Source organism: Kitasatospora sp. NPDC015121 (assembly GCF_055562955.1).
Genome location: NZ_JBVHEH010000007.1, coordinates 299,865 through 324,295, shown reverse-complemented (window position 1 = coordinate 324,295; position 24,431 = coordinate 299,865). Strand labels below are relative to the sequence as shown.

At 74.4% G+C, this 24,431-nt stretch carries 27 protein-coding genes; 9 read left to right on the top strand and 18 right to left on the bottom strand.

Annotated features, from left to right (window positions below):
• Window positions 1-28: 28 nt before the first annotated feature.
• On the bottom strand, window positions 29-883 hold the full coding sequence (pucL, locus tag ACZ3J7_RS13185) for a factor-independent urate hydroxylase (protein ID WP_465619929.1): 855 nt from the start codon (window positions 881-883) through the stop codon (window positions 29-31).
• Between the two features lie 106 nt (window positions 884-989).
• On the opposite strand from pucL, the gene ACZ3J7_RS13180 reads away from it, so the two are divergent.
• Window positions 990-2,465, top strand: coding sequence for an MFS transporter (locus ACZ3J7_RS13180; protein ID WP_465619927.1), 1,476 nt, complete (start codon window positions 990-992; stop codon window positions 2,463-2,465).
• 300 nt (window positions 2,466-2,765) lie between these two features.
• Here ACZ3J7_RS13180 and ACZ3J7_RS13175 read toward each other — a convergent pair whose 3' ends face one another.
• From ACZ3J7_RS13175 to ACZ3J7_RS13140, 8 genes are all read right to left on the bottom strand, one after another.
• Entirely contained in the window at window positions 2,766-3,653 is an 888-nt protein-coding gene (locus ACZ3J7_RS13175) for a hypothetical protein (RefSeq protein WP_465619925.1), read from the bottom strand.
• Window positions 3,650-4,009, bottom strand: a complete 360-nt coding sequence (locus tag ACZ3J7_RS13170; protein WP_465619923.1) for a PadR family transcriptional regulator — start codon at window positions 4,007-4,009, stop codon at window positions 3,650-3,652. Before ACZ3J7_RS13170 ends, ACZ3J7_RS13175 begins: the two co-directional genes overlap by 4 nt.
• Window positions 4,010-4,650: 641 nt before the next feature.
• Window positions 4,651-5,163 carry a MarR family winged helix-turn-helix transcriptional regulator gene (locus ACZ3J7_RS13165; protein WP_465619921.1) on the bottom strand — a complete coding sequence of 171 codons (513 nt, stop codon included), beginning with the start codon at window positions 5,161-5,163 and terminating at the stop codon, window positions 4,651-4,653.
• 173 nt (window positions 5,164-5,336) lie between these two features.
• Window positions 5,337-6,167 (bottom strand): hypothetical protein, encoded by an 831-nt coding sequence (locus ACZ3J7_RS13160; protein ID WP_465619919.1) that lies wholly within the window; start codon window positions 6,165-6,167, stop codon window positions 5,337-5,339.
• A gap of 70 nt (window positions 6,168-6,237) precedes the next feature.
• The gene (locus tag ACZ3J7_RS13155; RefSeq protein ID WP_465619917.1) at window positions 6,238-6,750 is read right to left on the bottom strand and encodes a SigE family RNA polymerase sigma factor; all 513 of its coding nucleotides are present in this window, start codon (window positions 6,748-6,750) and stop codon (window positions 6,238-6,240) included.
• A 181-nt stretch (window positions 6,751-6,931) separates the two neighbouring features.
• On the bottom strand, window positions 6,932-7,153 hold the full coding sequence (locus ACZ3J7_RS13150; RefSeq protein ID WP_465619916.1) for a hypothetical protein: 222 nt from the start codon (window positions 7,151-7,153) through the stop codon (window positions 6,932-6,934).
• Window positions 7,154-7,582: 429 nt separating this feature from the next.
• On the bottom strand, window positions 7,583-7,831 hold the full coding sequence (locus ACZ3J7_RS13145; protein WP_465619914.1) for a hypothetical protein: 249 nt from the start codon (window positions 7,829-7,831) through the stop codon (window positions 7,583-7,585).
• Between the two features lie 122 nt (window positions 7,832-7,953).
• Window positions 7,954-8,709 (bottom strand): ZIP family metal transporter, encoded by a 756-nt coding sequence (locus tag ACZ3J7_RS13140; protein WP_465619912.1) that lies wholly within the window; start codon window positions 8,707-8,709, stop codon window positions 7,954-7,956.
• A 119-nt stretch (window positions 8,710-8,828) separates the two neighbouring features.
• On the opposite strand from ACZ3J7_RS13140, the gene ACZ3J7_RS13135 reads away from it, so the two are divergent.
• Window positions 8,829-9,647: an MEDS domain-containing protein gene (locus tag ACZ3J7_RS13135; protein WP_465619909.1), complete on the top strand. Its 819-nt coding sequence runs from the start codon at window positions 8,829-8,831 to the stop codon at window positions 9,645-9,647.
• Window positions 9,644-10,609: an anti-sigma factor RsbA family regulatory protein gene (locus ACZ3J7_RS13130; RefSeq protein ID WP_465619907.1), complete on the top strand. Its 966-nt coding sequence runs from the start codon at window positions 9,644-9,646 to the stop codon at window positions 10,607-10,609. Before ACZ3J7_RS13135 ends, ACZ3J7_RS13130 begins: the two co-directional genes overlap by 4 nt.
• Before the next feature lie 66 nt (window positions 10,610-10,675).
• Here ACZ3J7_RS13130 and ACZ3J7_RS13125 read toward each other — a convergent pair whose 3' ends face one another.
• Window positions 10,676-11,545 (bottom strand): alpha/beta fold hydrolase, encoded by an 870-nt coding sequence (locus tag ACZ3J7_RS13125; RefSeq protein ID WP_465619905.1) that lies wholly within the window; start codon window positions 11,543-11,545, stop codon window positions 10,676-10,678.
• A 131-nt stretch (window positions 11,546-11,676) separates the two neighbouring features.
• Between ACZ3J7_RS13125 and ACZ3J7_RS13120 the strand changes: the two genes are divergently transcribed.
• The 3 genes from ACZ3J7_RS13120 to ACZ3J7_RS13110 all read left to right on the top strand — a co-directional run bounded on the left by ACZ3J7_RS13120 (window position 11,677) and on the right by ACZ3J7_RS13110 (window position 13,439).
• Window positions 11,677-12,324 carry a TetR/AcrR family transcriptional regulator gene (locus ACZ3J7_RS13120; RefSeq protein WP_465619903.1) on the top strand — a complete coding sequence of 216 codons (648 nt, stop codon included), beginning with the start codon at window positions 11,677-11,679 and terminating at the stop codon, window positions 12,322-12,324.
• A 61-nt stretch (window positions 12,325-12,385) separates the two neighbouring features.
• The gene (locus tag ACZ3J7_RS13115; RefSeq protein WP_465619900.1) at window positions 12,386-12,748 is read left to right on the top strand and encodes an STAS domain-containing protein; all 363 of its coding nucleotides are present in this window, start codon (window positions 12,386-12,388) and stop codon (window positions 12,746-12,748) included.
• A gap of 142 nt (window positions 12,749-12,890) precedes the next feature.
• Window positions 12,891-13,439: an ATP-binding protein gene (locus ACZ3J7_RS13110; protein ID WP_465619898.1), complete on the top strand. Its 549-nt coding sequence runs from the start codon at window positions 12,891-12,893 to the stop codon at window positions 13,437-13,439.
• Window positions 13,440-13,662: 223 nt separating this feature from the next.
• Here ACZ3J7_RS13110 and ACZ3J7_RS13105 read toward each other — a convergent pair whose 3' ends face one another.
• The 5 genes from ACZ3J7_RS13105 to ACZ3J7_RS13085 all read right to left on the bottom strand — a co-directional run bounded on the left by ACZ3J7_RS13105 (window position 13,663) and on the right by ACZ3J7_RS13085 (window position 18,565).
• Window positions 13,663-14,052, bottom strand: coding sequence for a hypothetical protein (locus ACZ3J7_RS13105; protein WP_465619896.1), 390 nt, complete (start codon window positions 14,050-14,052; stop codon window positions 13,663-13,665).
• A gap of 159 nt (window positions 14,053-14,211) precedes the next feature.
• Entirely contained in the window at window positions 14,212-14,997 is a 786-nt protein-coding gene (locus ACZ3J7_RS13100; RefSeq protein WP_465619894.1) for a hypothetical protein, read from the bottom strand.
• A gap of 87 nt (window positions 14,998-15,084) precedes the next feature.
• Window positions 15,085-16,047, bottom strand: coding sequence for an MBL fold metallo-hydrolase (locus ACZ3J7_RS13095; protein ID WP_465619892.1), 963 nt, complete (start codon window positions 16,045-16,047; stop codon window positions 15,085-15,087).
• Window positions 16,048-16,149: 102 nt separating this feature from the next.
• Window positions 16,150-16,869 (bottom strand): DUF2278 family protein, encoded by a 720-nt coding sequence (locus ACZ3J7_RS13090; RefSeq protein WP_465619890.1) that lies wholly within the window; start codon window positions 16,867-16,869, stop codon window positions 16,150-16,152.
• Window positions 16,870-17,056: 187 nt separating this feature from the next.
• The gene (locus ACZ3J7_RS13085; protein ID WP_465619888.1) at window positions 17,057-18,565 is read right to left on the bottom strand and encodes an MFS transporter; all 1,509 of its coding nucleotides are present in this window, start codon (window positions 18,563-18,565) and stop codon (window positions 17,057-17,059) included.
• Between the two features lie 291 nt (window positions 18,566-18,856).
• Here ACZ3J7_RS13085 and ACZ3J7_RS13080 point away from each other — a divergent pair, with 291 nt between their 5' ends.
• The gene (locus ACZ3J7_RS13080) at window positions 18,857-20,164 is read left to right on the top strand and encodes an outer membrane protein assembly factor BamB family protein (RefSeq protein ID WP_465619886.1); all 1,308 of its coding nucleotides are present in this window, start codon (window positions 18,857-18,859) and stop codon (window positions 20,162-20,164) included.
• 82 nt (window positions 20,165-20,246) lie between these two features.
• Here the strand turns inward: ACZ3J7_RS13080 and ACZ3J7_RS13075 are convergent, their stop codons facing one another.
• Entirely contained in the window at window positions 20,247-21,074 is an 828-nt protein-coding gene (locus tag ACZ3J7_RS13075; RefSeq protein ID WP_465619883.1) for an ATP-grasp domain-containing protein, read from the bottom strand.
• 91 nt (window positions 21,075-21,165) lie between these two features.
• Window positions 21,166-22,677 carry a DHA2 family efflux MFS transporter permease subunit gene (locus ACZ3J7_RS13070; protein ID WP_465619880.1) on the bottom strand — a complete coding sequence of 504 codons (1,512 nt, stop codon included), beginning with the start codon at window positions 22,675-22,677 and terminating at the stop codon, window positions 21,166-21,168.
• 72 nt (window positions 22,678-22,749) lie between these two features.
• On the opposite strand from ACZ3J7_RS13070, the gene ACZ3J7_RS13065 reads away from it, so the two are divergent.
• Window positions 22,750-23,244 (top strand): MarR family winged helix-turn-helix transcriptional regulator, encoded by a 495-nt coding sequence (locus ACZ3J7_RS13065; protein WP_465619878.1) that lies wholly within the window; start codon window positions 22,750-22,752, stop codon window positions 23,242-23,244.
• 26 nt (window positions 23,245-23,270) lie between these two features.
• On the opposite strand, the gene ACZ3J7_RS13060 is transcribed toward ACZ3J7_RS13065, so the two are convergent.
• Window positions 23,271-23,681: an SRPBCC family protein gene (locus tag ACZ3J7_RS13060; protein WP_465619876.1), complete on the bottom strand. Its 411-nt coding sequence runs from the start codon at window positions 23,679-23,681 to the stop codon at window positions 23,271-23,273.
• A 514-nt stretch (window positions 23,682-24,195) separates the two neighbouring features.
• On the opposite strand from ACZ3J7_RS13060, the gene ACZ3J7_RS13055 reads away from it, so the two are divergent.
• Complete coding sequence (locus tag ACZ3J7_RS13055; RefSeq protein ID WP_465619874.1) at window positions 24,196-24,414, top strand: MbtH family protein; 219 nt, start codon at window positions 24,196-24,198, stop codon at window positions 24,412-24,414.
• Window positions 24,415-24,431 lie beyond the last annotated feature (17 nt).

Genomic DNA, 24,431 nt, shown 5'->3' with positions numbered 1-24,431 from the left:
CCAGGAGGAGTGGCGTTCGTCACCGGGGTCACCGTCCCACGGACAGGTGGACCACGCTGAAGGGGTTGCGCGGTGCGACGTACACGCTGTTGGGGTTCTTCCGGCCGAACGGCGCGAGGTCCGCGAGGAGGTGGTCGTTCGCCTCGCACGCGAGGTCGACGCGCGGGACCTCGGGACACGTCCGCAGCACCGCCTCGCCCAGGACGTGCAGGGTCTGTTGGCCCGACAGGCTCCTGTGGGCGCTGAACGCCTCCAGCAGTGCCGCCCGCGCCCTGGAGCGGACGGCGGGGTGGTCCGCCCCCTGCGCGTAGTGCCACGAAATCGTGAAACGGGCGCCCATGAGGCGGTCGTGGAAGTCCGGCGTGGTGGTGAACCCGTCCCGCAGGAACCCGGTGAAGCTCGCCCCCGTGGTCTTCGCCAGCCGCAGCCCCTCCACTCCCCCGGTCAGGCTCGCCTCCGCACCGCGCGGGTGGAGCGAGCGGACCGTCCACCGCTCCGGTCCCGCTTCGCGGAATCCGGTCGGGTCGGGCTCGCCGCCCGGCCTCAGCTGGACCCACGGACGGCCGGCCAGCGTCACCACGACCGTGCCGGCCGCCGGACACGCTTCGAGGAAGTGCTGCCCGAGCGCTGACGCGAACACCTCGGGCGCTTCGCCCACGTAGCCGGGCGCGAGTGCCTGGACGGTGTTCGTCATCGTGCCCGTCGGCAGGATCGGCGCGTTGTCGCCCGTCGCGTAGGCGTCCGCGAAGCCGTCGACGAACTCCACCGTGGCCGACACCTCGGTGAGGGTCTCCGAGCCCGGGGTCCGGTCCACCAGGATGAAGTCGATCTCGGTCTTGCCGTAGTCGTGCGCACCGGTGCGGAGGGACGTCAAGGATGTCATGGCTACCCCAAGGTCTTGACTTCGGACGGCACTTGGACGCCTTGTGGTACGCGGGCGGGCGTGGGATGTCAACGGTCCGCGTCCTACGGAGGGATCGGGGGGAACCGTGGCCGTGCGGCGCCGGATCGTCACGGCCTGCGCGTTCGGCATCGTCCTGGGCAGCACGAACACCGCCCTGACGGCGCTGGCCCTGCCCGGCATGTCCGCGGCGCTGCACCTGTCCCCGGCGGGGGCGGCGTGGAGCGTGATCGGGTACCAACTGCCCGCGGGTGCCATGCTGACGACCGCCGGGGCCTGGGGGGACCGGTGGGGCCACCGCCGCCTCTACCTGGCCGGGCTCGGCGTCTTCGCCTGCGCAGCCGTCGTGTGCGTGCTCGCCCGGAACGCCTCCGCGCTGGTCGCCGGGCGGATGCTCCAGGGCGCGGGCGGGGCGGTGCTCACGCCCACGACGATGGCGGTGCTGGTCCTCGCCCACCCCGCCGCGGTGGACCGGCGGCGCGCCGTCGCCCTGTGGACCGCGGGAATGGGCGTGGGAACGGCGGCGGGACCGGTCGCCGGGGCCCTCCTGATGTCCGCCGTGGGCTGGCGCGGCCTGTTCGCGGGCACGGCCCTCCTCGCGGCCCTGGCAGCCGCCGCCGCACACCGGTGGCTCCCCGCGGACCCCGACGGGAGGGACGCCCCGGTCGACGTCCCCAGCCAAGCGCTGGCCGCGACAACCATGGGTTCGCTGCTTTACGCGGCCACCCTTCTTAACAACCTGCCACCTCCGGGGACACCCCTGCTCTCGGCCGTCCTGCTGGCCGGCGCGTGCGGTGCGGGGTGGGCGGTGCGCCGGCGCACCCGGCGCGAGGCCGGGGCGGAAGCGGGCCCCTCCGCCGTCGCGCAGGTCCGCGCGGCCTTGGTCCTGGGGGCCGGACTGTTCCTGGTCTTCAACGCCTTCACCTACTACTACGCGCTCTACCTGCAGCGTTCGGTGGGGTGGCCGCCCGTGAGAGCCGGGCTGCAGATGACGCCGGCGGCCCTGGCCCTGCTCGCCGGGGCCTTGTCCAGCGCACGCCTGACAGCCGGGTACGGGCTGCGCCGCACGGCGGCGGCCGGGACGGCACTGCTGCTGGTGGGCGCCCTGACCCTGGCCGCCGCCGTGCTCCACGGCGCCCGGCCGGTCCAACCGGCGTCCTGCCTCCTCATCGGCGCGGGAGCGGGGATCCTCAACTCCTGCGTGGCGGTCGCCGCGACCTCGGCCGCCCCTCCCCGCCAGGCCGGTCGGGCGACGGGCATGCTCGCCGCGGCGAGGATGCTCGGCGGTGCGGTCGGTGTCGCGCTGCTGTCGGTCGTCCTGACCGCCGGCTACCGTGGAGCCCTTGCCGGTGGCCCGGCGGGATCCTCCCTGACTCCTGCGCAGCGGGACGCGGCCACCACCGCCTCCCCCCTCGTGGCGCCGGGGCTCCCGGAACTGCGCGAGCCGACGGCCCGGGCCTTCGACACCGGTTTCGCGAGCGGCCTGGCGGCAGGAGCCCTGCTGTTCGGCGCGGCCGCGGCCCCGGCCCTTCGGGCGCTGCCCGGGACCAGCGGCCACCGCTGACCGCATGGTGGCGCCGTCGGTGTGGCGCACCGGTGGAGCGCCACTGTCGACGGGCGGGTCGAGCCGTTCCCAAGAGGATCGACGGCGTTCGCCGCGCACACCCGGTGAGCGCCGGCACCCCCTGCCCCGGCCCTGCACGTCTTCGTCGACCAGACCACGCACGACGTGTGGACGCTGCCGGTGGCGGAGCAGCGGGCGGGTGCGCTCGGTCCGGGCCGGGCCGTCGCAGCTCTCCCCACGGGCGGTGCGCCGGTCCGGGGCGGACCGGCGCGCCGCGGGCCAGCAGGTGTCGACAAGCCGTCAGGACGGTTGTCGGGCGCGGCGGCGGATCCGCAGCAGGACGGCGGCGGCGATCGCGGCCGCCAGGACGGACTGGAGGACCTGGACGGGCGACGGGTGGTGCGGGACGATGGCGCCCAGCAGCGCCGGGTACAGGGGCAGCAGCGCGACCAGCCCGGTCAGCGCGGCCCGCCGGGTGTTCCGGTCGACCAGGCCGGAGGCCAGCACCGCGATCAGCACCGGCAGGCCCCGCCCGCCGACGATCGGGGCGGCCACCAGCACGACCGTGGCGCCCGCGCCCAGGGCGAGTGCCGCCAAGGCGCTCCGCCGGCCGGGCGCAGGTGTCAGCCGCAGCGGCGCCAGACACAGGAACAGGCAGGCCGCCAGCGGGGTCAGCAGTGCGGTGACCGGCTCACCGGCGCCGCCCGCGAGCCGGTGCGGCCCACTCAGGGCGGCGGCGAGGGCGGCCGCGGCCAGGGCGGCGGTGCCGAGCAGGCGGGCGGTGCCGACCCGACCCAGGAGCAGCGCGGACAGCGCCACCGCGGTCAGTGCGACGCCGGCCCAGGCGGGCCGGCTGCCGGAGGCCTGGGCGAGCTGGTCGGGCGGCAGGGCGGGTCCGAGCGTCCGGGACGCCCGGAGCAGGAGAGCCGCCTGCGCGGCCGCGGCCAGCGCGAGGACGTAGGGCGCGGCCCCGGCGACGGCCTGGCCGAGCGCGCGGTCGGCTCCCAGCCCCAGGCGCAGGCGCAGGCCGTGCGAGGCCAGTTGGGCGGCCTCGGCGAGGACGGCGGCGCGGGGGCGGCCGGCCAGCGAGGCGAGCGCGGCCTCCGTCAGGTCGGAGCCGAATTCCTCTCGGTAGCGCGACGGGTGGAGCCGGATCGCCCACCCCAGCAGCCGGGCGTCGCCGCTCATCCGGTCGCCCCCAGGACCCGTCCGGCCCGCTGGATGCGGCGGCGGGCTTCCAGGGCCACGGTCTCCATCCGCCGCACTTCGGCGTCGAGGTCGGTGTGCCCCTGCTCGGTCAGCGCGTACACCCGGCGGGCCCGCCCGTCGACGACCTCTTCGCGCTCGATCCGGACCAAGCCCTGGGCCAGCAGTCGGTCCAGGGCCCCGTACAGGGTGCCGGCCCGGAGCCGGACCCGGTTGTCGGAGATCCGGGCGACTTCGCCGAGCAGGGCGTACCCGTGCCGCGGCTGGTCCGCGAGGGCGGCCAGCAGCAGGAGGGTGGGCTCCCGCATCGGCCGGCTGTGACTGGTGCTTTCACTCATGATCACTGTATATACCGGATGACTGACTATGGGGTCCAGTGCGGACCGCGGTGCCGTCAGGCCGTTTCGCCCGGGTCTTCCGGCCATTGAGCCGGGCGGGCCGCCGATCGACCCGCAGTTCAGCGGGCGCGCTCCCGGACGCGTAAGCCGTCGGGCGCCTGACGGCGGATCCGCCCGGCGGGGGCGCCGTGATGACCGGGACGACGAGCGCGACGGGCACGACCGAGGCGCAAGGCGGGGACCAAGGCGGATCCGGGCAGCGGCGTCGGCAGGGCGCGCGGCCGGCTGCGCGCTCCGCGGGAGCGGGGACCGGTGGAGGAGCGGGTGCCGCCGCGGCCCGGGCGGGCCGAGGGCTGGCTGTGCACCGAGCACGGGTCCGGATCGCCTCGGGGCTCCAGGAGCCGGTGAGGTCCCGGCCTTCCGGCCGCCCGGCCACCGGAGGGCGTTCAGGTTCGCCCGGCACCACCGGCCGGCGACCCCGCGAACCCACCTCTCCCTCCTCCCTGACGCCCGGCGCCTGGCACCCGGCACCGCGTCATGCCCCATCACGGGCCGCACGCAGGCGGTGCCCCGGCCCGGCTCAGGCGGGGAGGGCGGAGGGGCGGCCGTGGCGGAACCCGGGTTCTCGGGGCGGGGCGCGACTACCAGCCGAGGGGTTCGGGCCGCCGGTCGGGTGCGGTGGGTTCGGCTCCGGCGTCGGCGAAGGCCCGCAGGGCCTGGACGAGTCCGGTGCGCTGGCGGGCGGGCATCGCCTGGACGATGCGGCGGATCTCCTCGCGGCGGCGTTCGGTGGCCTCGACGACGGTGCGGGCGCCCTGTGCGGTGAGGGTGGCGCGCACCTCGCGCCGGTCCTCGGGGTGGGTGTCGCGCACGACCATGCCGGCGGCGGTGAGGCGCTCCAGCATGCGCATCGCGGTGGACGGGTTGACGGCGAGGTGCTCGGCCAGGCGCGAGAGGCTCATCGCGCCTCTGGAGTGCAGCAGCACGAGCATGCGGAACTGGGGGAGCGTCAGCGCCTCGGCGACCTCGCCGAGCGAGCGCGCCGAGAGGGCGACCAGGACCCGGGAGGCGGTCAGGACCGCGGTGACCAGGTCCTCCTCGACTCCTCCCTGGTCCGGGACGTCGGGTGGTGATGGCGAGTGATCGTCCGTCATGGGTCCTTTCTACCTCCTGTGCCCCGGCGCGCGGCGGCGAGGGCGGCTGCCGCGGCGGTTGCGGTGACCCCGGCCACCGGGAGCGGTTCGCGGGTGGCGTCCGGCGGCGCACCGGGCCTCGGCGACGGGGCGTCCCGGCCGGGCACCTCGCAGGTCGGCGGGTCGGTGCACGGTCAGTGCAGGGTGGCCGCCAGGGTCGCGCCGGCTTCGGCGGTGGTGGCGGGGACCTCGGTCTGCCAGGCGGGGTCGCGGACGATGGCCTGCCAGGCGGTCATGGTGAGCGGAGGGGTGGGGCGGTTGGCCAGGCCGAAGGAGTGCTCCGGCGACGGGGCTGGGCCGTTGCCCACGATGAGGTTGACGGACGTCCCGTCGGCTCGCTCCAGGCGGATCTTCCTGAAATAGTAGCCCCCGTCGGGGCCCACGCCGGTGACGGCGCTGAACATGGTTCCCGCGGCGTCGGTGGTGCTGGTGCAGCCGGTCGGTTCGGCTCCCTCGGGGCGGGTGCCGCGATCGGTCAGGTCCACCTGTTCGCAGTTCCACGACATGGCCTTCGGGTCGGGGGGGCTCACCTCGACGGAGATGTGGGCGGCGCCTCGGCCGTCGTCGTACTCCACCATGAAGGCGGTCGCGACGGCTCGGGTCGACTCGAACGGGCCCGGCTGGAACGTGCTGAGCTTCCCGCCGGGGGGCAGCAGGTCGGCCAGGATCTGGAGCAGTGCTTCGGCGGTGACCGGGACCGTCACCGGAGCGGGCGCCGCGACGGTCGTGGTGGCGGCGGGTGGTGTGCCGATGGCCGTCGGGCCGGCGGCCGGACGGGGCGTCATCACCGCGCCCGTGGTGGCCAGGGCGGCCACCAGCGCGGTGGCGCCGGCGATCCGCAGGCGTCGGCGGCGGCGGAGCCTGCGGCCCTGTGCTCCCGCCTCGGCGACGATGGCGTCGACCGGCGAGGCGAGGCCGTCGACGCTGCTGCCGAGCAGGCGGCTCAGATCGTGCTCAAGGTCCATGGCCTGGTTCCTCGTTGTCGGCTCGGTAGTACGGTCGGTCAGGCGATCAGGCGGTCAGTCGCTCAGTCGCTCAGGGGTGGAAGAGGCTCTCGCGGTCCTCGCCCAGGATCTCCCGCAGCTTGGCCAGCGAACGGAAGTTGAGGCTCTTCACGGCGCCGGGGGACATGTCGAGCATGTCGGCCACGGCCTCGATGCTGTGGTCCTCCAGGTAGCGCAACACCACCACCGCCCGGTTGCGGGGCGGAAGTCGGTTCAGTGCGGCCACCATGACCAGTCGCAGTTCGCCACCGTCACTCGGCGCGGACGCCTGCTCGGGCAGATCGGCGGTGACGATCTCGGACGACTTGCGCAGCCGCTTCTGCGAGAGGTACTGGCGCAGCAGCACCTTCCGGGCGTAGGCGTCGATCGTGGGCCCGTCGTCACCGCCGCGCCGCAGCCGGCCCCAGACCGAGAACATCTTCGCCAGCGTGGTCTGCACCAGGTCCTGGGCCTGGTGCCAGTCCCCGCACATCAGGTAGGCGACTTGGAAGAGTCGGTGGGCCCGGCTGCTCGCGAACTGCTCGAACTCGAGCCCCTGCTTCATGCCGTCGCCCCCGTGCCCCCGCGCCGTACCGATGTCACCAGTACCACGCGCCGGCGGCCCGCCGGGTTACGCGCGGCGGGCAACTTTCGGATCACGGCGCCTCGGCGGTCGCGGACGTGGCCGTGCGGGCCGCCGGCGCTCTCGTGGTCCTCCCCGTGCGCACGGCTCTCCCCCGCCGGTCCTATCCGGGCTCCGCCCCTGGGGCCGGGTCGGGATGCCGAGGCCGCCGGGACGCGGTGCGTCGTGGTCCGGCGGCCAGTGAGCGGTCGATCTCGTTGATGGTCCTGGCCTCTTCGGCCAGGCGGGCCTTGGCGGCGGCGACCTCCGCGAGCAGGCGGGCGGCCACCCGGTCGGCGTCCTCGCCCGCGTCCGGCTCCCCGGGGTCGGTGGGGGTGCGCTCCACGCCGCCGCTCCTCGCAGTTCCGCATTCTCCGGGCGGCTCCCCGTCCACGGGGAGCGGGGCGCTGGGTCTTCGGCTTCCGAGGTGGTCGGGCACTGCTCCGGGGAGGCACGCCGGACCACCCGCGGCCCATTTTATTGCACAGTGCAAAGAATGGACAAGCCCGGCCCGGCCGGACCCGGGACCCCGAACGCGCCGAGACTTGATGCGTTCCAGCCGGCAGGACAGGGTGTGCACGCCCCCCGAGTCTGCGGGCGGCCTCCGCGTCCACGTATCCGGCGTCCGCCTGGACGGCGATGGTGTCGAGCAGCGGCCGGGCACCGCCCCGGGCACCGGTCAGCGGCTCCAGCACGCTGCGCACCAGGTCGGCCATCGCGGCCCGGTCCCGCATCAGCACCGGGAGGACCAGCAGTTCCTCCGCCTTCAACTCCGTTACCCGGCAGGGCGAGCCGGTCCGCGAAGTCCAGGGCCTCCCCATGCCTCCTCGTAGCTGCGCACCACCCCGCCCGCCCGCAGGCAGCGCACGACCAGCTCGCGCAAGCCGTGACCGTCCTCCGCGCCGCGCTCCCCCAGGCTCCGGAAGGCCTCCAGCTCGGAGCGGCGCGGCGTGCGGCCGGAACCGGACACCTCCGCGAGCAGGTCGAGGTACCGCGCGCTCAGCTCGGTCGTGATGTCGTCCACGGCCGTATGTCGTCGACTCCGCCCGGCGGGCGACACCGGCCCCTCCGACACCGGCGACCGTAGGCAACCGGCAACCGGCGCGCCGCTTCCCCGGGGACGGCGGCGCGGGGGGGCGGGGTCGCTCAGGCGTGGGAGAGCGCGAAGGAGAGCAGGAAGCCAACGACGACGATCAGCCCGATGGCCAGGTGCGCGTCCTCGAACGCCTCCGGGACCATCGTGTCGGCGATCATCGCCAGGATCGCCCCGGCCGCGACTCCGGTCACCGTCGCCACCGCCGCCCCCGAACCGGCGCCGAGCAGCTGGTAGCCGGCCATCGCCGCCAGCGCGCTGACGGCCGCGATCGTCCCCCACACGGTGAACACGTACGTCCGGCTGCGGCCGGCGGCGCGCATGCCCGAGGCGCTGGACAGGCCCTCCGGGATGTTGCTGAGGAACACCGCGACGACCGTCACCAGGCTCACGCCCCCGCCCTGGAGGAGGCTCACCCCGATCACCGCGGACTCCGGCACCCCGTCCAGGAGCGCCCCCAGGGCCAGCGCCGTGCCGGAGCCCCGCTGCTCGCTCTCGGACGGCTGCGAGGGTCCGTGCCCGGAGCGCTTGCGGTGCCGGGCGCCCTTCATCGCGAGCAGCACGTTGCCGACGGTGTAGGCCGCCGCCCCGGCCAGGGTCCCCAGGGCCACCGGCAGCATGCCGGCTTCCTCGTGCGCCTCCGCCAGCAGCTCGAACGACACCGCGGAGAGCAGCACCCCGGCACCGAACGCCATCACCGAGGCGACGACGCGCTGCGGCACCCGCACCCCGTAGCCGACCGCCGCGCCGGCCACCAGCGCCAGCCCCGCCACCAGACCCCACCAACCCGCTTCGATCACGCCCGTCATGGGCGGCGGTTACCCCCCGGAACGCCGGGCACACGCCGTGCCTCCGGCCGCGGTCTCCGTCGCCGGAGGCCGTGGCCGATAGGATGATCGCGCAGAGGACCGGGGTGGAGGGAGGGCACGTGAGGAACGCACGTGCTGTACTGACCCTTGATCACGTCGGAGCAGGGGACCACGTCTGCTGGCTGGTCGGGCCCGGTGACGACTTCACCGCGACGGCCCGGGCCTTCGCCGCCGACGGTGCCCTCTTCGGTGACAAGGTGCTGCTCATCGGCACGCCCGACACCCGGTGGTCGGTGGACGGCGCCCCGCAGGGGGTGGTCGTCGACCCCGTGGCCGAACGGGCGGACGGCGTCGCCTGGGACGCGGCGACGATGCTGGACCTGGTGCACCAGGAGGCGGACACCGCGAGCCGGCAGGGTTTCCGCGCGCTGCGGGTGCTGGCCCGGATGGACCGCGTCTGGTCCGACGGCGCGAGCCCGCGGGAGATCGCCCGGCACGAACTGGACCTGGACCACCTGGCCCTCGCCAGGACGGCCGTCATCGTCTGCGCCTACCACCGGGCCGGCTTCCGGTCCGACCTCCTGGAGCAGGCCTCCGGAGTACATCCGCACCAGCTGGGCACACGTGCGGAGATGCCAGGTTTTCGGATCTACAGCGCGGGAACGGACTGCTGGAGCGTGAGCGGCGTGGTGGACTCGGACGACGCCGGAACCTTCCGCACCGCCCTGGACGCGCTCGTCGCCCGCTCGGCCACCGTGCGGCTGCTGTGCGGCGACCTCGAACTGGTGGACGCCGCGGGCATGCGCGCCCTGGTGGACGCGGCGTCCGAGGTCCCCGGCCGTCGGATCGTGGTCGAGAGGGCGAACGAGACGTTCCGGTACTGCTGGTCGCTGCTCGGCTACGACATCCCGCAGATCCCCGTGGAGCTGGCACCGTGAGCGAGAACAGCGCGACGCGCCCGGAAGGTCCCGCCCACGACTCCGCCTTCCGGCACGAGCTGTACCCCTACGACGGGGACGCCCAGTTCCTCGAAGGTGCCATGTCCTTCATCCACGACGCCCGCGCCGGGAGCGAACTCGTCCTGGTGGCGGTCGCGGAGCCGAAGGAGCGCATGCTGCGCAGCGAACTGGAGGGCACGGACGCCGCCGAGGGCGTCACGTTCCTCGACACCGCCGCCCTCGGCCGCAACCCGGGGCGGCTGATCCCGGCCTGGCGCGACTGGGTCTCCAAGGCCGCGGAGGGGCACCCGGTGCGCGGCATCAGCGAGTCCGCCTGGAACGAGCCCTCCGCGGCCGAGAGCACCGAGTTCGGCTACCACGAGTGGCTGCTGAACCTCGCGTTCGCCCAGTCCCCCGCCTGGTGGCTGCTGTGCCCCTACGACACCGCCGCGCTGGAACCGGCCGCGGTGGAAGCGGCCCGGCGCTGCCACCCCATGCTCCTCAGCGGAGGGACCCACGGCCCCAACCGCTCCTACGTCCAGGAGCCGTACTCCTTCCCCGAGCTGGCCCCCGCCACCGACCACCCCCGGGAACTCCCCTACCAGCGGGGCCTGCTCTCCTCGGTGCGCGCCCACATCACCGCCCTGGCGACCCGCCACGGGCTGGAGGGCGCCCGTCTCCGCGAACTGCTGATCGCCGCCTGCGAGGTCGCCGGCAACAGCATCAAGCACGGCGGCGGCCGGGGCGTCCTGCGCACCTGGGTGGAGGGCGCGGACCTGATCTGCGAGTTCCACGACTCCGGCCACCTCCAGGACCCGCTGGTCGGGCGCCTCAGGCCCACCGTCGACCAGGTCGGCGGCCGCGGGCTCTGGCTCGTCCAGCAGCTCTGCGACCTCGTCCAGATCCGCTCCACCGCGGAGAGCGGCACCACCATCCGGCTGCACACCAGACTGCTCGGGTGACGGCGGGCGGCGACGCGCCGGGCGCGCCCGCCGCCCTCGGGGTGCCGCTCCGCCCGGCCCACCGGGTCAGCGGTGGCGGCGCAGGAAGTCGCGGATCAGCGCGGCGATCTCCTCCCCGTGGGTCTCCAGGGCGAAGTGGCCGGCGTCGAGCAGGTGGATCTCGGCGTCGGGCAGGTCGCGGGCGTACGCCTCGGCGCCCTCGGGGCCGAAGATCTCGTCGCCCCGTCCCCAGGTGACCAGCGTCGGCGGGCGGTGGGTGCGGAAGTACTCCTGGAAGACCGGGTACTCGGCCAGGTTGAACTGGTAGTCCCAGAACAGCTGGAGCTGCACCTCCCGGTTGCCCGGCCGGTCCAGGTACGCCTGGTCGAGGACCCAGGCGTCCGGGGAGATCCGGTCCTGCCGGTCGGCGGGGACGCCGTGGGTGTACTGCCAGCGGGTGGCCTCGGCGGTGAGCAGCTGCCGGACGGCCGGCTCGTGGGTCGCGCGGTCCTCGGCGTGCTGGAAGAGCACCTTCCAGAACGGGGTGAAGCCCTCGGTGTACGCGTTGCCGCTCTGGCTGATCAGCGCGGTGATCCGCTCCGGGTGCCGGGCGGCGATCCGCAGGCCGATCGGGGCGCCGTAGTCGTGGACGTAGAGCGCGAAGCGGTCGAGGCCGAGTCGGTCGAGCAGGCGCAGGGTGACGTCGGTGAGCCGTTCGAAGCCGTAGTCGAACTCGGTGGTGGCGGGGGCGGCGGAGCGGCCGAAGCCCACGTGGTCGGGGGCGATCAGGTGGTACTCGTCGGCGAGTTCGGCGATCAGGCCGCGGAACATGTGCGAGCTGGACGGGAAGCCGTGCAGCAGGACGAGGGTCGGGGCGGACGGGTCGCCGGCTTCGCGGTAGGCGATCTCCAGGCCGTCGATCAGGGCGGTGCGGTGGCGGGTGGCGAAGGCGGTCACGGTGGGTTCCTCGGGTCGCAGGACCGGGAGAACGATGGTTCTCCCGATCGGCCAACGGAGAGAACCATCGTTCTCCCCGTTGCGATGTACATTAGAGAACCATCGTTCTCTGCGCAAGGGGTGATCACCGGATGGACCTGGAAACCGTCGAGACCCGGCTGCTCGACACGGCCGAGGCGCTCTTCGACGAGCGCGGCATCCAGGCCGTCGGCATGGACGCGATCCGCACCGCCTCCGGGGTCTCGCTCAAACGCCTCTACCAGGTCTTCCCCTCCAAGGACGACCTGGTCACCGCCGTGCTGCGGCGCCGCAGCGGCGCCGTCGCCGAGGCGATCGCCGACCACGCCCGCCCTGACGCCGGCCCCCGCGAACGCATCCTCGACGTCTTCGACTACCTCGCCGACTGGTTCGCCCGACCCGGCTTCCGCGGCTGCGCCTTCATCAACTCCTACGGCGAACTCGGCGGCGTCTCACCGGAGGTCGCCGATCTGGTCCGGGCCCAGAAGCGGGCGCTGAACGGGCACTTCGCCCTGCTGGTGGCCGCCCTCGGCGGCCCCCCGGCACTGGCCGCGCAGTTGGGCCTGCTCGCCAACGGCGCGATGGCCACGGCCGGCATCCTCGGCGGCATCGAACCGGCCGCCCAGGCCCGCGCCGCCGCCGAGGTGCTGCTCGACGCGGCACTCCCGGCGGAGGCGGTCCCGGCCGAGGCGCTTCCGACCGAGGCGCTCCCGGCGGCCGAACGGCCCGGCCCGGCGGCGGGCCGGGGGCCGGCCCGGTAGTCGACGGCCACGCCGTGCACCGCGTCGCCGACGGACGGCGGCACTGCCTACACTGCTCCGTGTGAGTGAAGATCCACGGCAGGACCAGGGCCCGGCGCGAGTCCCCGGGGTGGAAGTGGTGCGCGCGCCCCGGGAGCTGGACTGGGAGTACGGGGAGGAGTTCGCCGCCGACCTCGCCGCGGCCTCCCAGCGCGGCACGGCGGTGGTGGTGGACCTGTCGCGCGTGGAGTTCGCGGACAGCTCCGCGCTGGCGAGCCTGCTGCTGGCGCACCGGCGCCAGCAGCAGCGCGGCGGGCAGCTGGTCCTGGCGGGCCCGCTGCACCCGGTGCTGCGCCGCCTGTTCCACGTGGCGGGGACCTTGGACTACTTCGTCCTCGCCGACGACCTGGCCGGAGCCCTGGAGCGGGCGCGCACGGCGCGGTGAGGGATTTCGCTGCGCTTTCGGTGCATCGGGCTTCCGCCCGGACCCGGCCGAATAGCCCCTGCTCGCCCGGGCAGCCGATGTCACGACACGGTCGTGCGACCGGCCACTGACCCGTAGGAGAGCGACCCGCGAGGCCACCACTATGTCCGACACCCGACCGACCACCCTTCGACGATCCCCCTCCCAGCCCGCCCCGTTCCAGTCCGCCACCTCCCCGCCGCCGCCGGACACCGGCCGCGCGGGCACCCCGCAGGCGCGCGGACAGGACACCGCGGCGAAGACGCCCGTCACGAGCGCGGCCCAGGCCCGCCGCACCGTCAGGCACGCCCTGTACGAAGCCGGTTCCTTCGCGGCCGACACCGAGGCGAACGCCCTCCTGGTCGTGAGCGAACTGGTCACCAACGCCAACCGCCACGGCGGCGGCGCCACCGCCTTCACCGCACGCGTCGACACCACCGCCCCGGCCGCGGATCCGCACCGGGCCGCCGACGCCCCCGCGGACCCGGTGCTGCGCATCACCGTCGAGGACGCCGACAGCCGCCTCCCCCACACCTCCCCGCACACCCTGCACGACCGGGCGCGCCCGGGCGGACGCGGCTGGGCCCTGGTCCTGCTGCTCACCGACACCTGCACCATCACCCCGCTACCCGGCGGCGGCAAGCGGATCAGCGTCACCCTCCCCCTCGACTAGCGCCCCCGGGCGGCCCGTTTCCCGGGGGCGGCGCGGCCACCACCTCGGCGAAACGCTGCGCGGCCCGGCACCTCTTGCTCATGGCTCGGCTCTCCTGCCGGAACGGGCCGCCGGTCCATCTCCGCGCGGGAGTCGGCCCGTCACGGTGGCAGCTCCGGTCGGGCGGTCGAGAGGAGCCGGCGCTCCCGGACGATCGGCACCGACCGGGTTCACGTCGCGAGCGTCAGCACTTCTCCTTCCGCACCTGCCGGATCAGGGGTTCGGCCTCGTCCAGGGTGAAGGTGACCTGCCAGATCTCGGCCGCCCGGTGCAGGGTGTCGGCGAACTCCTGGTAGCTGTGGTCCTGTTGTGCCGCGTCGGCGGCGCGGTTGGCCGCCGTGTCCAGGTACTGCTCGGCGGTCTGGTAGTAGGGGTCGGTCGGGTTCGACGGCCTGGGGAGGGCGAGTTGGTCGGTCAGCTGCTGCAGGGAGGCGCAGGCGGACTTGGCGGACTCGCGCGCCGCCAGCGTGGCCTTGGAGGGTGTCGAGGTGCAGGCCGCCAGGGAGAGCGCGGACGCCAACAGCAGCGGCAGGGACAGTGACAGGCGAAGTATCGGCTGACGTCGACTGGTCATGGGTCGATGCTAGTGAGGACGACGGCCCGACCGCCCGGAAAACAGGGAGGCGGTCCGAGGCACGTGGAACCGCTGGTCCGAGCGGCGCCGGAGGCTGCGGATGTACGGCTGCCGAGAGCGCGGCGTGCCGGCGGTGCGGCGGGGGTGCGGCTCGGGACGCTAGCGGAGCGCGTTCGCCGGGGACTGGGTCAGGACGCAGGTGAACCCGACGCCCCAGTCGTCGCGGTCGTCGCGGCGCAGCTCCCGGTCGGCGAAGGCGTCGAGCAGGTCCGCCGACGGGATGACGGAGGGCTCGGCGTCCGGCTCCGCGACGTGCAGCACCTCGATCGTGCCCTCGCGGACGAACCGGAGCAGCGGGGCGAGTTCCGCCGCCACGTACGCCCGCAGTTCCTCGCCCTTCAGGTGGGGCGGCAGATCGGCGAGGACTCCGAACGGGCCGGTCAGCCAGCCGCTCGCCTCCATGGCGCACACCCGGATCCGGTCCTCGTCCCGGGTGAGGTCCAGTTGGTGGATGGTCGGCCGGGCGTCCGGTGCGTACGCCCGGGCCTCCCAGCGGCGGCGGCCCGCGGCGGTGGTCCGCAGCGAGAGGACGGGCAGGCCGGTGCTGGTGCCCGAGGGCGTCAACCACGTCGCCGGGGCGGTGACCACCTGTTCCAGCGCGGAGCCGGTGACCATCGGGCCGTCCTCCTGGACGAAGCCGCTGCTCAGGGCCCGGCGCACCGTCAGCCACCCCTGCGCGACCAGTCGGAGCGTCGCCGCTGCCAGCTCCGGCACGCGCTCCAGCTCCTCGGCGGGTGAGGCGTTGCGCCGCTCGGGCACCTCGGGCGAGCCCGCCCAGCGCAGCACGGCCGTGACGTGCCGCGCGCTGCCGCGCGTGCTGGTGCCGGTGACGGCGCGGCGGACCAGCACCTGCTCGGTGACGGTCAGTTCGTCCCAGCTCTCCATGACAGGCGATCCTGGCACATGGGCCTGCCCTTGCTCGCGGGATTTCCGCTTGCGGATCTGCCCGACGACGACGTGCGCGGCGGGTCGTCAGGCCCGCAGGCGCAGGGTGGCGAGGTGGTCGGGGCGGATCAGCCGGGTGCGCGGGGAGAGCCGGCGCACCTGGGTGAGGAGGCCGTCGAGGTCCATGGTCGGGTCCTGGACGGCGGGGTCGGTCAGCGGCGTCTCGAAGTCGTCCCAGTGCACGGGGACGACGGTGCGCGGGTGGTCGAGCGCGCGGAGCAGCCGGGGCACGTACTGGTGGGTGGTGCGGGCGGTGCTCTCGACGGCGAGCATCGCCACGTCCGGCCGCAGGCCGGCGTAGGTGTGCTCGGAGAAGTCGCTGGCGCCGGTGAGCAGGGTCGAGGGGCCGTCGCCGAACCGGACCTGGAAGGCCAGGGTGTCGCCCTCGACGAGTTCGCCGATCGTCCGGGGCGGTGCGGCGGGCGGGGCGTTGAGCGTGCCGGGCGCCCAGTAGCGGTGCTTGGCGTTGCGGCTGTGCAGGCTGGCCACCACTCGCACGGTGTACCCGCCGAAGTCGAGCACCTCGCCGCCCTTGACCACGATCAGCTGCGCGGGGGGCACGCCCGTCGCCTGCAGCAGGTGGCAGGTGGTGGCGGTGCCGACCACCTGCACCCCGCGGCTCTCGGCGATGTACGGGACGTCGTTGAAGTGGTCCCAGTGGCTGTGGCTGACCAGGACGAGGTCCGGTTCACCGATGTGCCGGTCGACCACGTCGGCGGCGGTGGTGAGGGGGGTCGCGGGGTCGAATCCGTGGGTCGGGAACCGGGTGAGGTACGGGTCGAACAGGACGGTGTGCCCGTTGCCGTCGATCCGCCACCCGCTGTTGCCCAGCCAGGTGAACGCCGTCTCGGCGCCGCTACCGCCGGGGCGCTGCGGCGGCTCGTCCGCGGCGGCCGCGGTGCCGGCGGCGGCCACCGGGAGGAGGGCGGCCCCCGCGACCGCCGTCCGCAGGAGTCCGCGTCGTCCTAAGGTCTTCTCGTCGTCGCTCATACCCGGTCAGGACGGTCGGTCGCGTACCGCCGGTTCCACCGGGGCTCGGGCAGCGGGGACCACGGGCCGGGCGGGTGGTGGCGGGTTCAGGGGCGGGTGGGTTCAGGGACGGGTGGCGGGGCGGGGGTGGTGGGGGGTGGGGCGGGGCTTGGGGAGGGGGGTGGTGGGGAGGGGGTGGCCGGTGTGGTCGTCGGTGTGCCAGGACTGGGACTGGAAGGCGAGGAAGACGGCCGTCCAGCGCGCGGGGTCGGGGTGGTGGATCAGCAGGGCGCCGTCCTGCCAGACGCCGTCGTCGGCGCTGAAGCGCTTGCTGTTGCCCTGGTTCATGTGGATGTCGTGGACGCCGTTGCCGGGTGCGAAGCCGAACACCTTGTCCGGGACGGTCGGTTCGGTGGGCCAGCGCTGGCCGAAGACGTAGAGGAGGGCGCGGGGGTCGGCGACGGCCCGCAGGACGTGGCGGTCGAGGAGGTCGGCGAGGTCGTCGTCGGTGCCGGGGCGGTCCGGGGGGAGGGTGCGGAGGGCGGCGGGGTCGAGGAGGTCGCCGCGGACGAAGTCGAGTGCCGCGGTGCCGGGCTTGGAGGGCAGCGGGGTCCAGCCGGCGGGGGTGGGGGGCAGTTTCGCCGTCACCGGGTGGGTGAAGTCCTCGTCCACCAGGTAGCGGAGGTCGGAGGGGGCTTGCTGGGACCGGACGTTGACCGCCGCCCGGTAGTGCGTGCCGGTGCCGTCCAGCAGGTGGATCTGGTAGTGCGGGGTGTCCGAGGCGCCCTCGCGGCGGCGGTCGACGGGCCTGGCGGCGAGCACGCCGTAGTGGGCGATGGGCATGCGGGGTCCTTTCGGGAGCGGGCTCACGGCCCTCCTGGTGCCCGTACTCTCTCGCACCGCCGGGCCTGCGGGCCGGCTCGTCACCCGATGTTCACCCGCTCGGGAAGGGGGGCGTCGCGGACACGGCGGAGGGCCGGGCCGGGGTGTCCGGCCCGGCCCTCGCCGGGAGAAGCGGGGTGGGGTGGGGTCACATGTGGGCGGCGGCCGGGGCCTCGCTGCCGTGCGGGGTCGGCGGGCCCGGGCGGTAGAGGAGGACGGTGACGACCAGGCCGAGCGCGAAGAAGCCGGCGGACCACCAGTAGGCGGTGGCGTAGCTCTCGATCGCGGCCTGGGCCTGGACCTGCGGGCTGGGCTGCCTGCCGGCCAGGTAATTGGTGGCGGCCGTGGTGGCGAGGGTGTTCAGCAGGGCGGTGCCGATCGAACCGCCGACCTGCTGGCTGGTGTTGACCATGGCGGAGCCGACGCCGGCGTCCTGGGGGGCGATGCCGGCGGTGGCCAGGTTCATCGCGCAGGCGAAGATGAAGCCCATGCCGAGGCCCGCGACCATCAGCGGCCCGAGGACGTGCGCCGCGTAGGTGCTGTCGGTGTCGAGGCGGGTGAGCCACACCATGGACGCGCAGGCCAGGCCCATGCCGATCGGCACCAGCACCTTGCCGCCGAACCTCGGCAGCAGCGAGTTGGTGGCGACGACGGAGGCGACCACCATGCAGGCGACCATCGGCATGAAGGCGACGCCCGTGGTGACGGGTGTGTAGCCGAGGATCTGCTGGAGGTAGTACGTCAGGAAGAGGAAGACGCCGAACATGCCGGCGCCGGCCAGGAACATCGCGACGAAGGAGGCGCCCCGGTCCCGGTCGAGGACCACCCGCAGGGGCAGCAGCGGGTGCCTGGCCCTGGTCTGCCACCAGGCGAAGGCGATCAGCAGGAGCCCGCCGGCGACGAGGAAGCCCCAGGTCTGCGCGTCGCTCCAGGCGTGGGTCTCGGCGTTGCTGAAGCCGTAGACGATGCAGAACAGGCCGCTGCAGGCGAGCACCGCGCCCGGCACGTCGAGCCTGGGCCGCTGGGCGGGGCGGCCGCCGTGCAGCAGCCGGGCGCCGCCGATGATGGCGATCACCGCGAAGATCAGGTTCACGTACAGGCACCAGCGCCAGTCCAGGTACTCGGTGAGCACGCCGCCCAGCAGCAGGCCGACCGCGCCGCCGGCGCCCGCGATCGCGCCGTAGATGCCGAAGGCCTTGGCGCGTTCGCGCGGGTCCGTGAAGGTCGTGGTGAGCAGGGACAGCGCGGCGGGTGCCAGCAGGGCACCGAAGGCGCCCTGCAGGGCGCGGGCGATGACCAGCATCTCGAAGCTGGTCGCGGCGCCGCCGATCGCGGAGGCACCGGCGAATCCGATCAGGCCGATGATGAAGACGGTCTTGCGGCCCACCAGGTCCGCGATCCGGCCGCCGAGCAGGAGCAGGCTGCCGAAGGCGAGGGCGTAGGCGGTGACGATCCACTGCCGGTTGCCGTCGGAGAACCCCAGGTCCTGCTGGGCGGAGGGCAGCGCGATGTTCACGATCGTCGCGTCCAGCACCACCATCAGCTGGGCGATGCCGATGACCGCGAGGATCCACCACCGGTGCTCGTGCGCCCCGCCCGCGCCCGGGGACGCCCCGGACGGGTCCCGTTCCCGCGTCGATTCGGATGACTGTGCCACGTTCGACCTCCCGCCGCCCCCGTCGGCCCCCCTCGGTCCCGTTCCCCAAGCTAGATCGGCGGGTGGGGTGCCGCGACCCGGGTCGCGGTGGGTGGTCGAGCGGCGGCGCCGGGTAGTCGAACGGCCGGGTGCGGCGGCCTCCCGGGCGGCCAGGTCGAGGTCCCGGTACGGGCGGGTGCGGGGCGTCCCGCCGCCGGGTCGGGGAAGGGCTCGCCGCCGGGGCCCCGGTCGCCGATGATCACCGGTCCCCTACGCTTTGCGCCATTCCGGTGACTGGAGCAGGGGGTCGGCATGGCGGAGCGGACGAACGACGACGGCAGTGACGGCGGCACGGCACCGCCTTCCCGGTGGCGGCAGCTGTTCGGCTGCCTGACCGCGGTCGGCGTCCTGCTCGCGGTCGTCACCGGCGTCGCCTGGGTGCTCCTGCGCGGCACGGGCTACTGGCCGGGGTCGTCGATGACGACGGCCTGGGAGACCAAGGGCGACGGCGGCGCGCCCGAGCACGGCAGCCACCACGCCTGGCTGGTCGGCGACACCGTCGTCCGTGCCCGCCACGACGCCGTCACCGGCTTCGACGCCGCGTCCGGCACGAGGCGCTGGGAGTACGTTCCGCCCCGCCGCGCCGACATCTGTGCGACCAGCGCCTCGGCCGACGGCTCGCTCGTGCTGGTCGCGTACGGCGAGAGGGCCGAGCAGACCCGCGGTGGCGAGGTGGGGGCGGGTAGCGGTTGCGCCACCGTCGCCGCGCTCGACCTCACCGACGGCCGCGAACTGTGGCACACCGCCCGCCTCCCGGTGGCCGGCACCTTCGACGACGGTGACGACGTCCTGGCCGTGGGCGGCGGACTCGGCGTGGTCCTGGACGCGGGAGGGGACGCCTGTGCCGTGCGCGCCTTCGAACTGCGCACCGGCATCCCGCGCTGGACGGCCGCCGTACCGGCGGGATGCGCCCCGGGGCGGGTGGCCACCGGGCCGAAGGAGGTCCTCACCGTCCTGACCTGCGGTGACGAGACGATGCTGGCTGCCTTCGATCCGGCCGGCGGCGAGGAGCGGTGGACCGTGCCCCTGGACGCCCGCCGCGGTGTGGCCGCCGGCGCGAAGACGACCTTCACGTCCGCCGAGCCGATCGTGCTGCGGGTCGAGGAGGGCGAACGCGGCGTCGACGCCTTCCTCGCCTTCGGTCCCGACGGCCGCCCGGGAGCGCGGATCGATGCCACCGGCGACCGCTACGGCTCGATCCGCTCGGTGTCCGTCGCCGACGGCCGGCTCGTCGCGCGCACCAGCGGCGGACGGTGGGGGCTCCTCGCCGCCTTCGACCTGGCGACCGGCGACGAGCTCTGGCAGAGGGGCCTCGGCGGTGCCCGCTACACCGCCAGCGGCCTGCACGCGGAGGGCGGCAGGGTCATGGCCGTGATGGTCTCCGACAAGTACGGGGACGCCTTGCACGTCTTCGACGCCGCCACCGGCGACGAGGAGGAGGACCGCACCTTCCGTGACGGCATCGGCCCCGCCCAGGACCTCCTCCCGTACGAGGACCTGGTCATCGCCGTCCGTGCGGGCGGCGACGTCCGGCCCTTCTCCGCCTACAGGCGTTGGTGACGCCCCCGTCGACAGGTGGTGAGCATGCGCTGTCCCTTCCCGTGGGCGGAGCCGGTGGGCGGCGAGGTCGCGGCCGGGTGGCTCAGGCGGTGCGCAGGAAGCGGTGCAGGGAGGCCTTGGTCGCGGCGACGAAGGCCTCCCGCTGTTCGGGGGTGACGGCGTCCAGCGAGAGGTAGGGGTTGAGGTCCTCCAGTTCGACCAGGAGGAGGTCGCCCCGGGTGGTGCGGCAGGCGTCGACGCGTTGGATGCCGTGGTCGAGGGTGTTCCAGTCGATGAAGCGGCGGGCGAAGTCCAGGTCGGCCGGGGTCGGGTGGTAGGGCGTCAGGTCCCAGCGGCGGGCGGGGTCGGGGGCGTGCAGGGCGTACTGGAAGGTGTCGTCGACGTAGTAGAAGGAGACCTCGTAGCGGAAGTCGACCAGGGGTTGGACGAGCAGGCCGTGCCAGTCGAGGCCGGGCAGGTCGGCAGGGTCGACGACGGTCAGGCCGATCGAGTCCGCGCCGTCCTTGGGCTTGGTGACGTAGCGTTCGGCGGGCGGGAGCAGCGGGAGGTCGGCGGGGCGGTCGACGGTGGGGATGACGGGGAGGCCGGCGGCGGTGAGGGCGGGCAGGTAGTCCTTGCCGGCCATGTCGCCGCGGCCGGTCGGCGGGTTGTAGACGGGGGTGCCGAGTGCGGCGGCGCGGCGGCGGAACGCGTCGTACTGCTCGCGGTGGTGCAGGACCGGGCCGCTGTTGCGGACCACGGCGGCGTCGAAGCCGTCGAGCAGGGCGGCGGCGTCGCCGGGGTGGCACAGGGCGAGGTCGAAGTCCTCGCGCAGGCGGGCGGTGAGGTGGATGTCCTCGTCGCAGTAGCGGCGGCCCCGGGCCGGGTAGGTGAGGTCGGTGACGAACAGGAGGCGGGGGCGTTCGGGCACGGGTGGTCCTCTTCGCGGTCGTGCTGGTGGCGTGCCTGGTCGGCGGTGCGGGCACTCTACCCGGGCCGGAGCGGGCCGGGACCGGGGCCGGTCAGCCGACCTCCTGCCGGTGGTCGGCGGCGCGGTCCGCGGTGCGGTCGGGGTCCTGGCCGGGTGCGCGGTCGGCGGCGCGGTCCGCGGTGCGGTCGGGGTCCTGGCCGGGTGCGCGGTCGGCGGTGCGGGGGGTGGTGCGGGCGGGGCCGCCGGGCAGGGTGAAGGCGAAGAGGGCGGCGGCGAGGGCGACCGCGGCCAGGACGTGGTAGGCGAGTTGGTAGGCGGCCAGCGGCGGGTGGGCGCGTTCGGGGCCGGTGGCGCCGAGGACCAGGGCGGTGGTGACGACGGCGGGGGCGAGGGCGCTGCCGGTCTGCCGGACGACGGTGTTGAGGGTGGCGGCGTGCGCGACGTCGGCGCGGTCGACGGTGCTGAAGGAGGCGATGGTGGTGGGGATGAAGACGGCGCCCATGGCGAGGCCGAGCAGGAACATGTAGCCGCGGAAGGTCCACAGGCTGGTGTCCGGTCCGGCGCCGGCGAACAGCAGCATCACGGCGGCGACGCCGAGCAGGCCGGTGCCGATGATCGGGCGCGGCCCGACGCGCGGGTAGAGGGCGCCGACCAGCTGCATGGTGAGCAGGACGCCGAACGCCTCGGTGAAGGTGGTGCTGCCGCTGTCCAGCGCGGAGCCGCCCCGCGCCTCCTGGATGAAGATCGGGCCGAGGAACATCGCGCCCAGCATCGGGACGTAGCCGACCAGGCTGATCAGGTTGGTGTCGCGGAACAGCCGGTCGCGGAACAGCCGCAGCCGCAGGACGGGTTCGGGGGTGCGCAGCTGGTGGCGGACGGCGACGGCGAGCAGGAGCGCGCCGGCCGCGAGCGAGCCGAGCACGGCGGGCCGGTCCCAGCCGAGGTCGGGGCCGGCGCAGACGCCGTACATCAGGGTGGCGGTGCCGGCGGCCGAGAGCAGCAGGCCGGGCAGGTCGAGCCGGCCGGCGGCGTGGTCGCGGTGCTCGGCGAGGAACAGCGCGCCGAACAGGACGGCGGCGGCGCCGAAGGGGACGTTGACGTAGAACACCCAGCGCCAGGACAGGTCGGTGACCAGCAGGCCGCCGAGCAGCGGGGCGAGGGCGGGGGCGATCTGCTGCGGGATGACCATCAGGCGGGAGAGGCGGACCTGTTCGGCCTGGGTGAAGGTGCGGAAGAGCAGGGCCTGCGAGGTGGGCATCAGCAGGCCGGCGGCCAGGCCCTGGAGGGCGCGCGCGGCGATGAGCAGGGTGAGGGTGGGGGCGGCGCCGCACAGGCCGCTGGCGGCGGTGAAGGCGGTCAGCGAGAACAGCAGGGTGCGGCGTCCGCCGTGGCGTTCGACCAGCCAGGCGGAGACCGGGATCACCATGCCGAGGCAGACCGGGTAGATGACGACGACGCCGGTGAGGGCGGCGGGGTCGAGGTCGAACTGCCGGGCGATGCTGGGGAGGGCGACGGTGGTGATCGCGCCGTCGACGATGCAGATGAAGGTGGTCAGGACGGCCATGATGGGCACGACACGGCGCTGGCCCAGGCGGGTGCTCATAGAAACTGAGCATACTCACTATGACTATGCTCAGGAAGTCCGCGAGTCGGCGGAGGACGGGAGAGGCACGGCATGGCAGAGGAAACGACGGCGCGGCAGCGGTTCGGCAGCAGCGACGTCCTGATCGACGAACTCTTCGACACCACGCACCGGTTGCGGGTCTTCGTGGACGGTCGGCTGCGCGAGCACGGCGCCTCGGTGGCCCGGCTGCGCACGCTGCGGGTGCTCGCCCTGGCCGGGGAGCCGCTGCGGATGCGCGACCTCGCCGAGTACGTGGGCAACGCCGCCCGGACGACCACCACGATCGTCGACAGCCTGGAGCGGGACGGGCTGGTCGAGCGCGTCCGACACCCCACCGACCGGCGGGCGTTCCTGCTGACCCTCACCGCGGAGGGCGCGCGGCGCCACCGGGAGGCCGAGGAGCTGGACCGGGCCGCGCTGGCCGCGGCCACCGGCGCGCTGAGCGGCGCCGAGCGCGAGCGGCTGCGCGAGCTGCTCGGCCGCGTCCGCGCCGCCGTCGCGGACGCGGGCGGGGGCGCCGGGGAGGAGTCGCACGCCGGCGAGTGAGGAAGGGGGCCGGGTACGCCGGGCGGTCAGCGCAGCAGGGCGCGCAGGGCGTGGCGGAAGAGCGGGCGGGCGCACCAGGCGGTGGGGCGGTCGAGGAGGGCGGGCAGCGGGGCGAGGCGGAGGTCCTCGCGCCAGCGCACGAGGGAGCCGCCGCGGTGCGGGCGGACCTCGACCTCGGCCCAGCCGGTGACCAGCGGGCCGCGTTTGACGAGCCGGCAGCTCCCGGGCGCGCCGCCCTGCGGCGGGCGCCAGTGGACGAGGTCCATCGTGTCGTCGAAGCCGAACCGCCCGAGGGCCGTCCGGGCCACCACGACCCCCTCCCCCGCCCGCACGGTGGTGAACGGCATCGCGTGCCCGTGCCGGGGCCAGTCGGTGACGCGTCGCCAGGCCTCATCGGGGGTGAGTGCGGTGGCGCGGACGATGCGGAACTCGGTCATCCGTTGATGGTAGGCCGGTGCGGGGTGGGGCGTACGGCAGGCGTACGGGAGCACGCCGGGCTCACGGGGCGCTCGGGGGGTCACGGGGGAGCGTCGGCGGGCGGGCGGAACGGGCCGGGGCGAAGTGGTCGAAATGCCGTCGAAGCGGACGGGCGGGCGTACGGGCGAGCGATTCGGCATATGACCGGGTCCTGTTCTGATTCGCTCACTTGAATGATTACGCAGAGATCACGAAGGGATCACCGCACGCGGCCGCGATGAACCCGACAACGTGATAGGAATAGTTATGTATTACGGGGGAAGACGTGCGCCTGGCGGATGAACCGGCGCAGGCGCCCGCGACTCCGCGACCCCCGGGCGCGGGACGCGTGGGCGGTCGGAGCGGGGAACGCGGGGAATACCGGGGGCATCGCCATGGCGCACCCGGGGGGACGGGCGGGAAGTTCGGCGGCAATACCGAACGGATAATCGACTGATCATTCGAGCGAATGATCGACTGACTAGGGGTGGGAACATGAGCAATCCTTTCGACGACGAATCCGGGCGCTTCCTGGTGCTGGTGAACGCGGAGGCCCAGTACTCGCTGTGGCCCGCGCACCTGGACGTCCCGGGCGGATGGGAGCAGGTGGGCGGCGAGGGGTCGCGGCAGGAGTGCCTCGACGTGATCGAGCGGGACTGGACCGACATGCGCCCGGCCGGCCTGGTCGCGGCCATGGAGTCCGGCACCGGCTGACCCTTCCCGGATTGCCG

What these genes read in the sequence shown, in the direction of transcription:
- pucL (WP_465619929.1), bottom strand. Translation starts at nt 883, where the DNA reads ATGACATCCTTGACGTCCCTCCGCACCGGTGCGCACGACTACGGCAAG.
- ACZ3J7_RS13175 (WP_465619925.1), bottom strand. Translation starts at nt 3,653, where the DNA reads ATGAGCGGCGACGCCCGGCTGCTGGGGTGGGCGATCCGGCTCCACCCG.
- ACZ3J7_RS13170 (WP_465619923.1), bottom strand. Translation starts at nt 4,009, where the DNA reads ATGAGTGAAAGCACCAGTCACAGCCGGCCGATGCGGGAGCCCACCCTC.
- ACZ3J7_RS13165 (WP_465619921.1), bottom strand. Translation starts at nt 5,163, where the DNA reads ATGACGGACGATCACTCGCCATCACCACCCGACGTCCCGGACCAGGGA.
- ACZ3J7_RS13160 (WP_465619919.1), bottom strand. Translation starts at nt 6,167, where the DNA reads ATGGACCTTGAGCACGATCTGAGCCGCCTGCTCGGCAGCAGCGTCGAC.
- ACZ3J7_RS13155 (WP_465619917.1), bottom strand. Translation starts at nt 6,750, where the DNA reads ATGAAGCAGGGGCTCGAGTTCGAGCAGTTCGCGAGCAGCCGGGCCCAC.
- ACZ3J7_RS13140 (WP_465619912.1), bottom strand. Translation starts at nt 8,709, where the DNA reads ATGACGGGCGTGATCGAAGCGGGTTGGTGGGGTCTGGTGGCGGGGCTG.
- ACZ3J7_RS13120 (WP_465619903.1), top strand. Translation starts at nt 11,677, where the DNA reads ATGGACCTGGAAACCGTCGAGACCCGGCTGCTCGACACGGCCGAGGCG.
- ACZ3J7_RS13110 (WP_465619898.1), top strand. Translation starts at nt 12,891, where the DNA reads ATGTCCGACACCCGACCGACCACCCTTCGACGATCCCCCTCCCAGCCC.
- ACZ3J7_RS13105 (WP_465619896.1), bottom strand. Translation starts at nt 14,052, where the DNA reads ATGACCAGTCGACGTCAGCCGATACTTCGCCTGTCACTGTCCCTGCCG.
- ACZ3J7_RS13100 (WP_465619894.1), bottom strand. Translation starts at nt 14,997, where the DNA reads ATGGAGAGCTGGGACGAACTGACCGTCACCGAGCAGGTGCTGGTCCGC.
- ACZ3J7_RS13095 (WP_465619892.1), bottom strand. Translation starts at nt 16,047, where the DNA reads ATGAGCGACGACGAGAAGACCTTAGGACGACGCGGACTCCTGCGGACG.
- ACZ3J7_RS13090 (WP_465619890.1), bottom strand. Translation starts at nt 16,869, where the DNA reads ATGCCCATCGCCCACTACGGCGTGCTCGCCGCCAGGCCCGTCGACCGC.
- ACZ3J7_RS13080 (WP_465619886.1), top strand. Translation starts at nt 18,857, where the DNA reads ATGGCGGAGCGGACGAACGACGACGGCAGTGACGGCGGCACGGCACCG.
- ACZ3J7_RS13070 (WP_465619880.1), bottom strand. Translation starts at nt 22,677, where the DNA reads ATGAGCACCCGCCTGGGCCAGCGCCGTGTCGTGCCCATCATGGCCGTC.
- ACZ3J7_RS13065 (WP_465619878.1), top strand. Translation starts at nt 22,750, where the DNA reads ATGGCAGAGGAAACGACGGCGCGGCAGCGGTTCGGCAGCAGCGACGTC.
- ACZ3J7_RS13060 (WP_465619876.1), bottom strand. Translation starts at nt 23,681, where the DNA reads ATGACCGAGTTCCGCATCGTCCGCGCCACCGCACTCACCCCCGATGAG.
- ACZ3J7_RS13055 (WP_465619874.1), top strand. Translation starts at nt 24,196, where the DNA reads ATGAGCAATCCTTTCGACGACGAATCCGGGCGCTTCCTGGTGCTGGTG.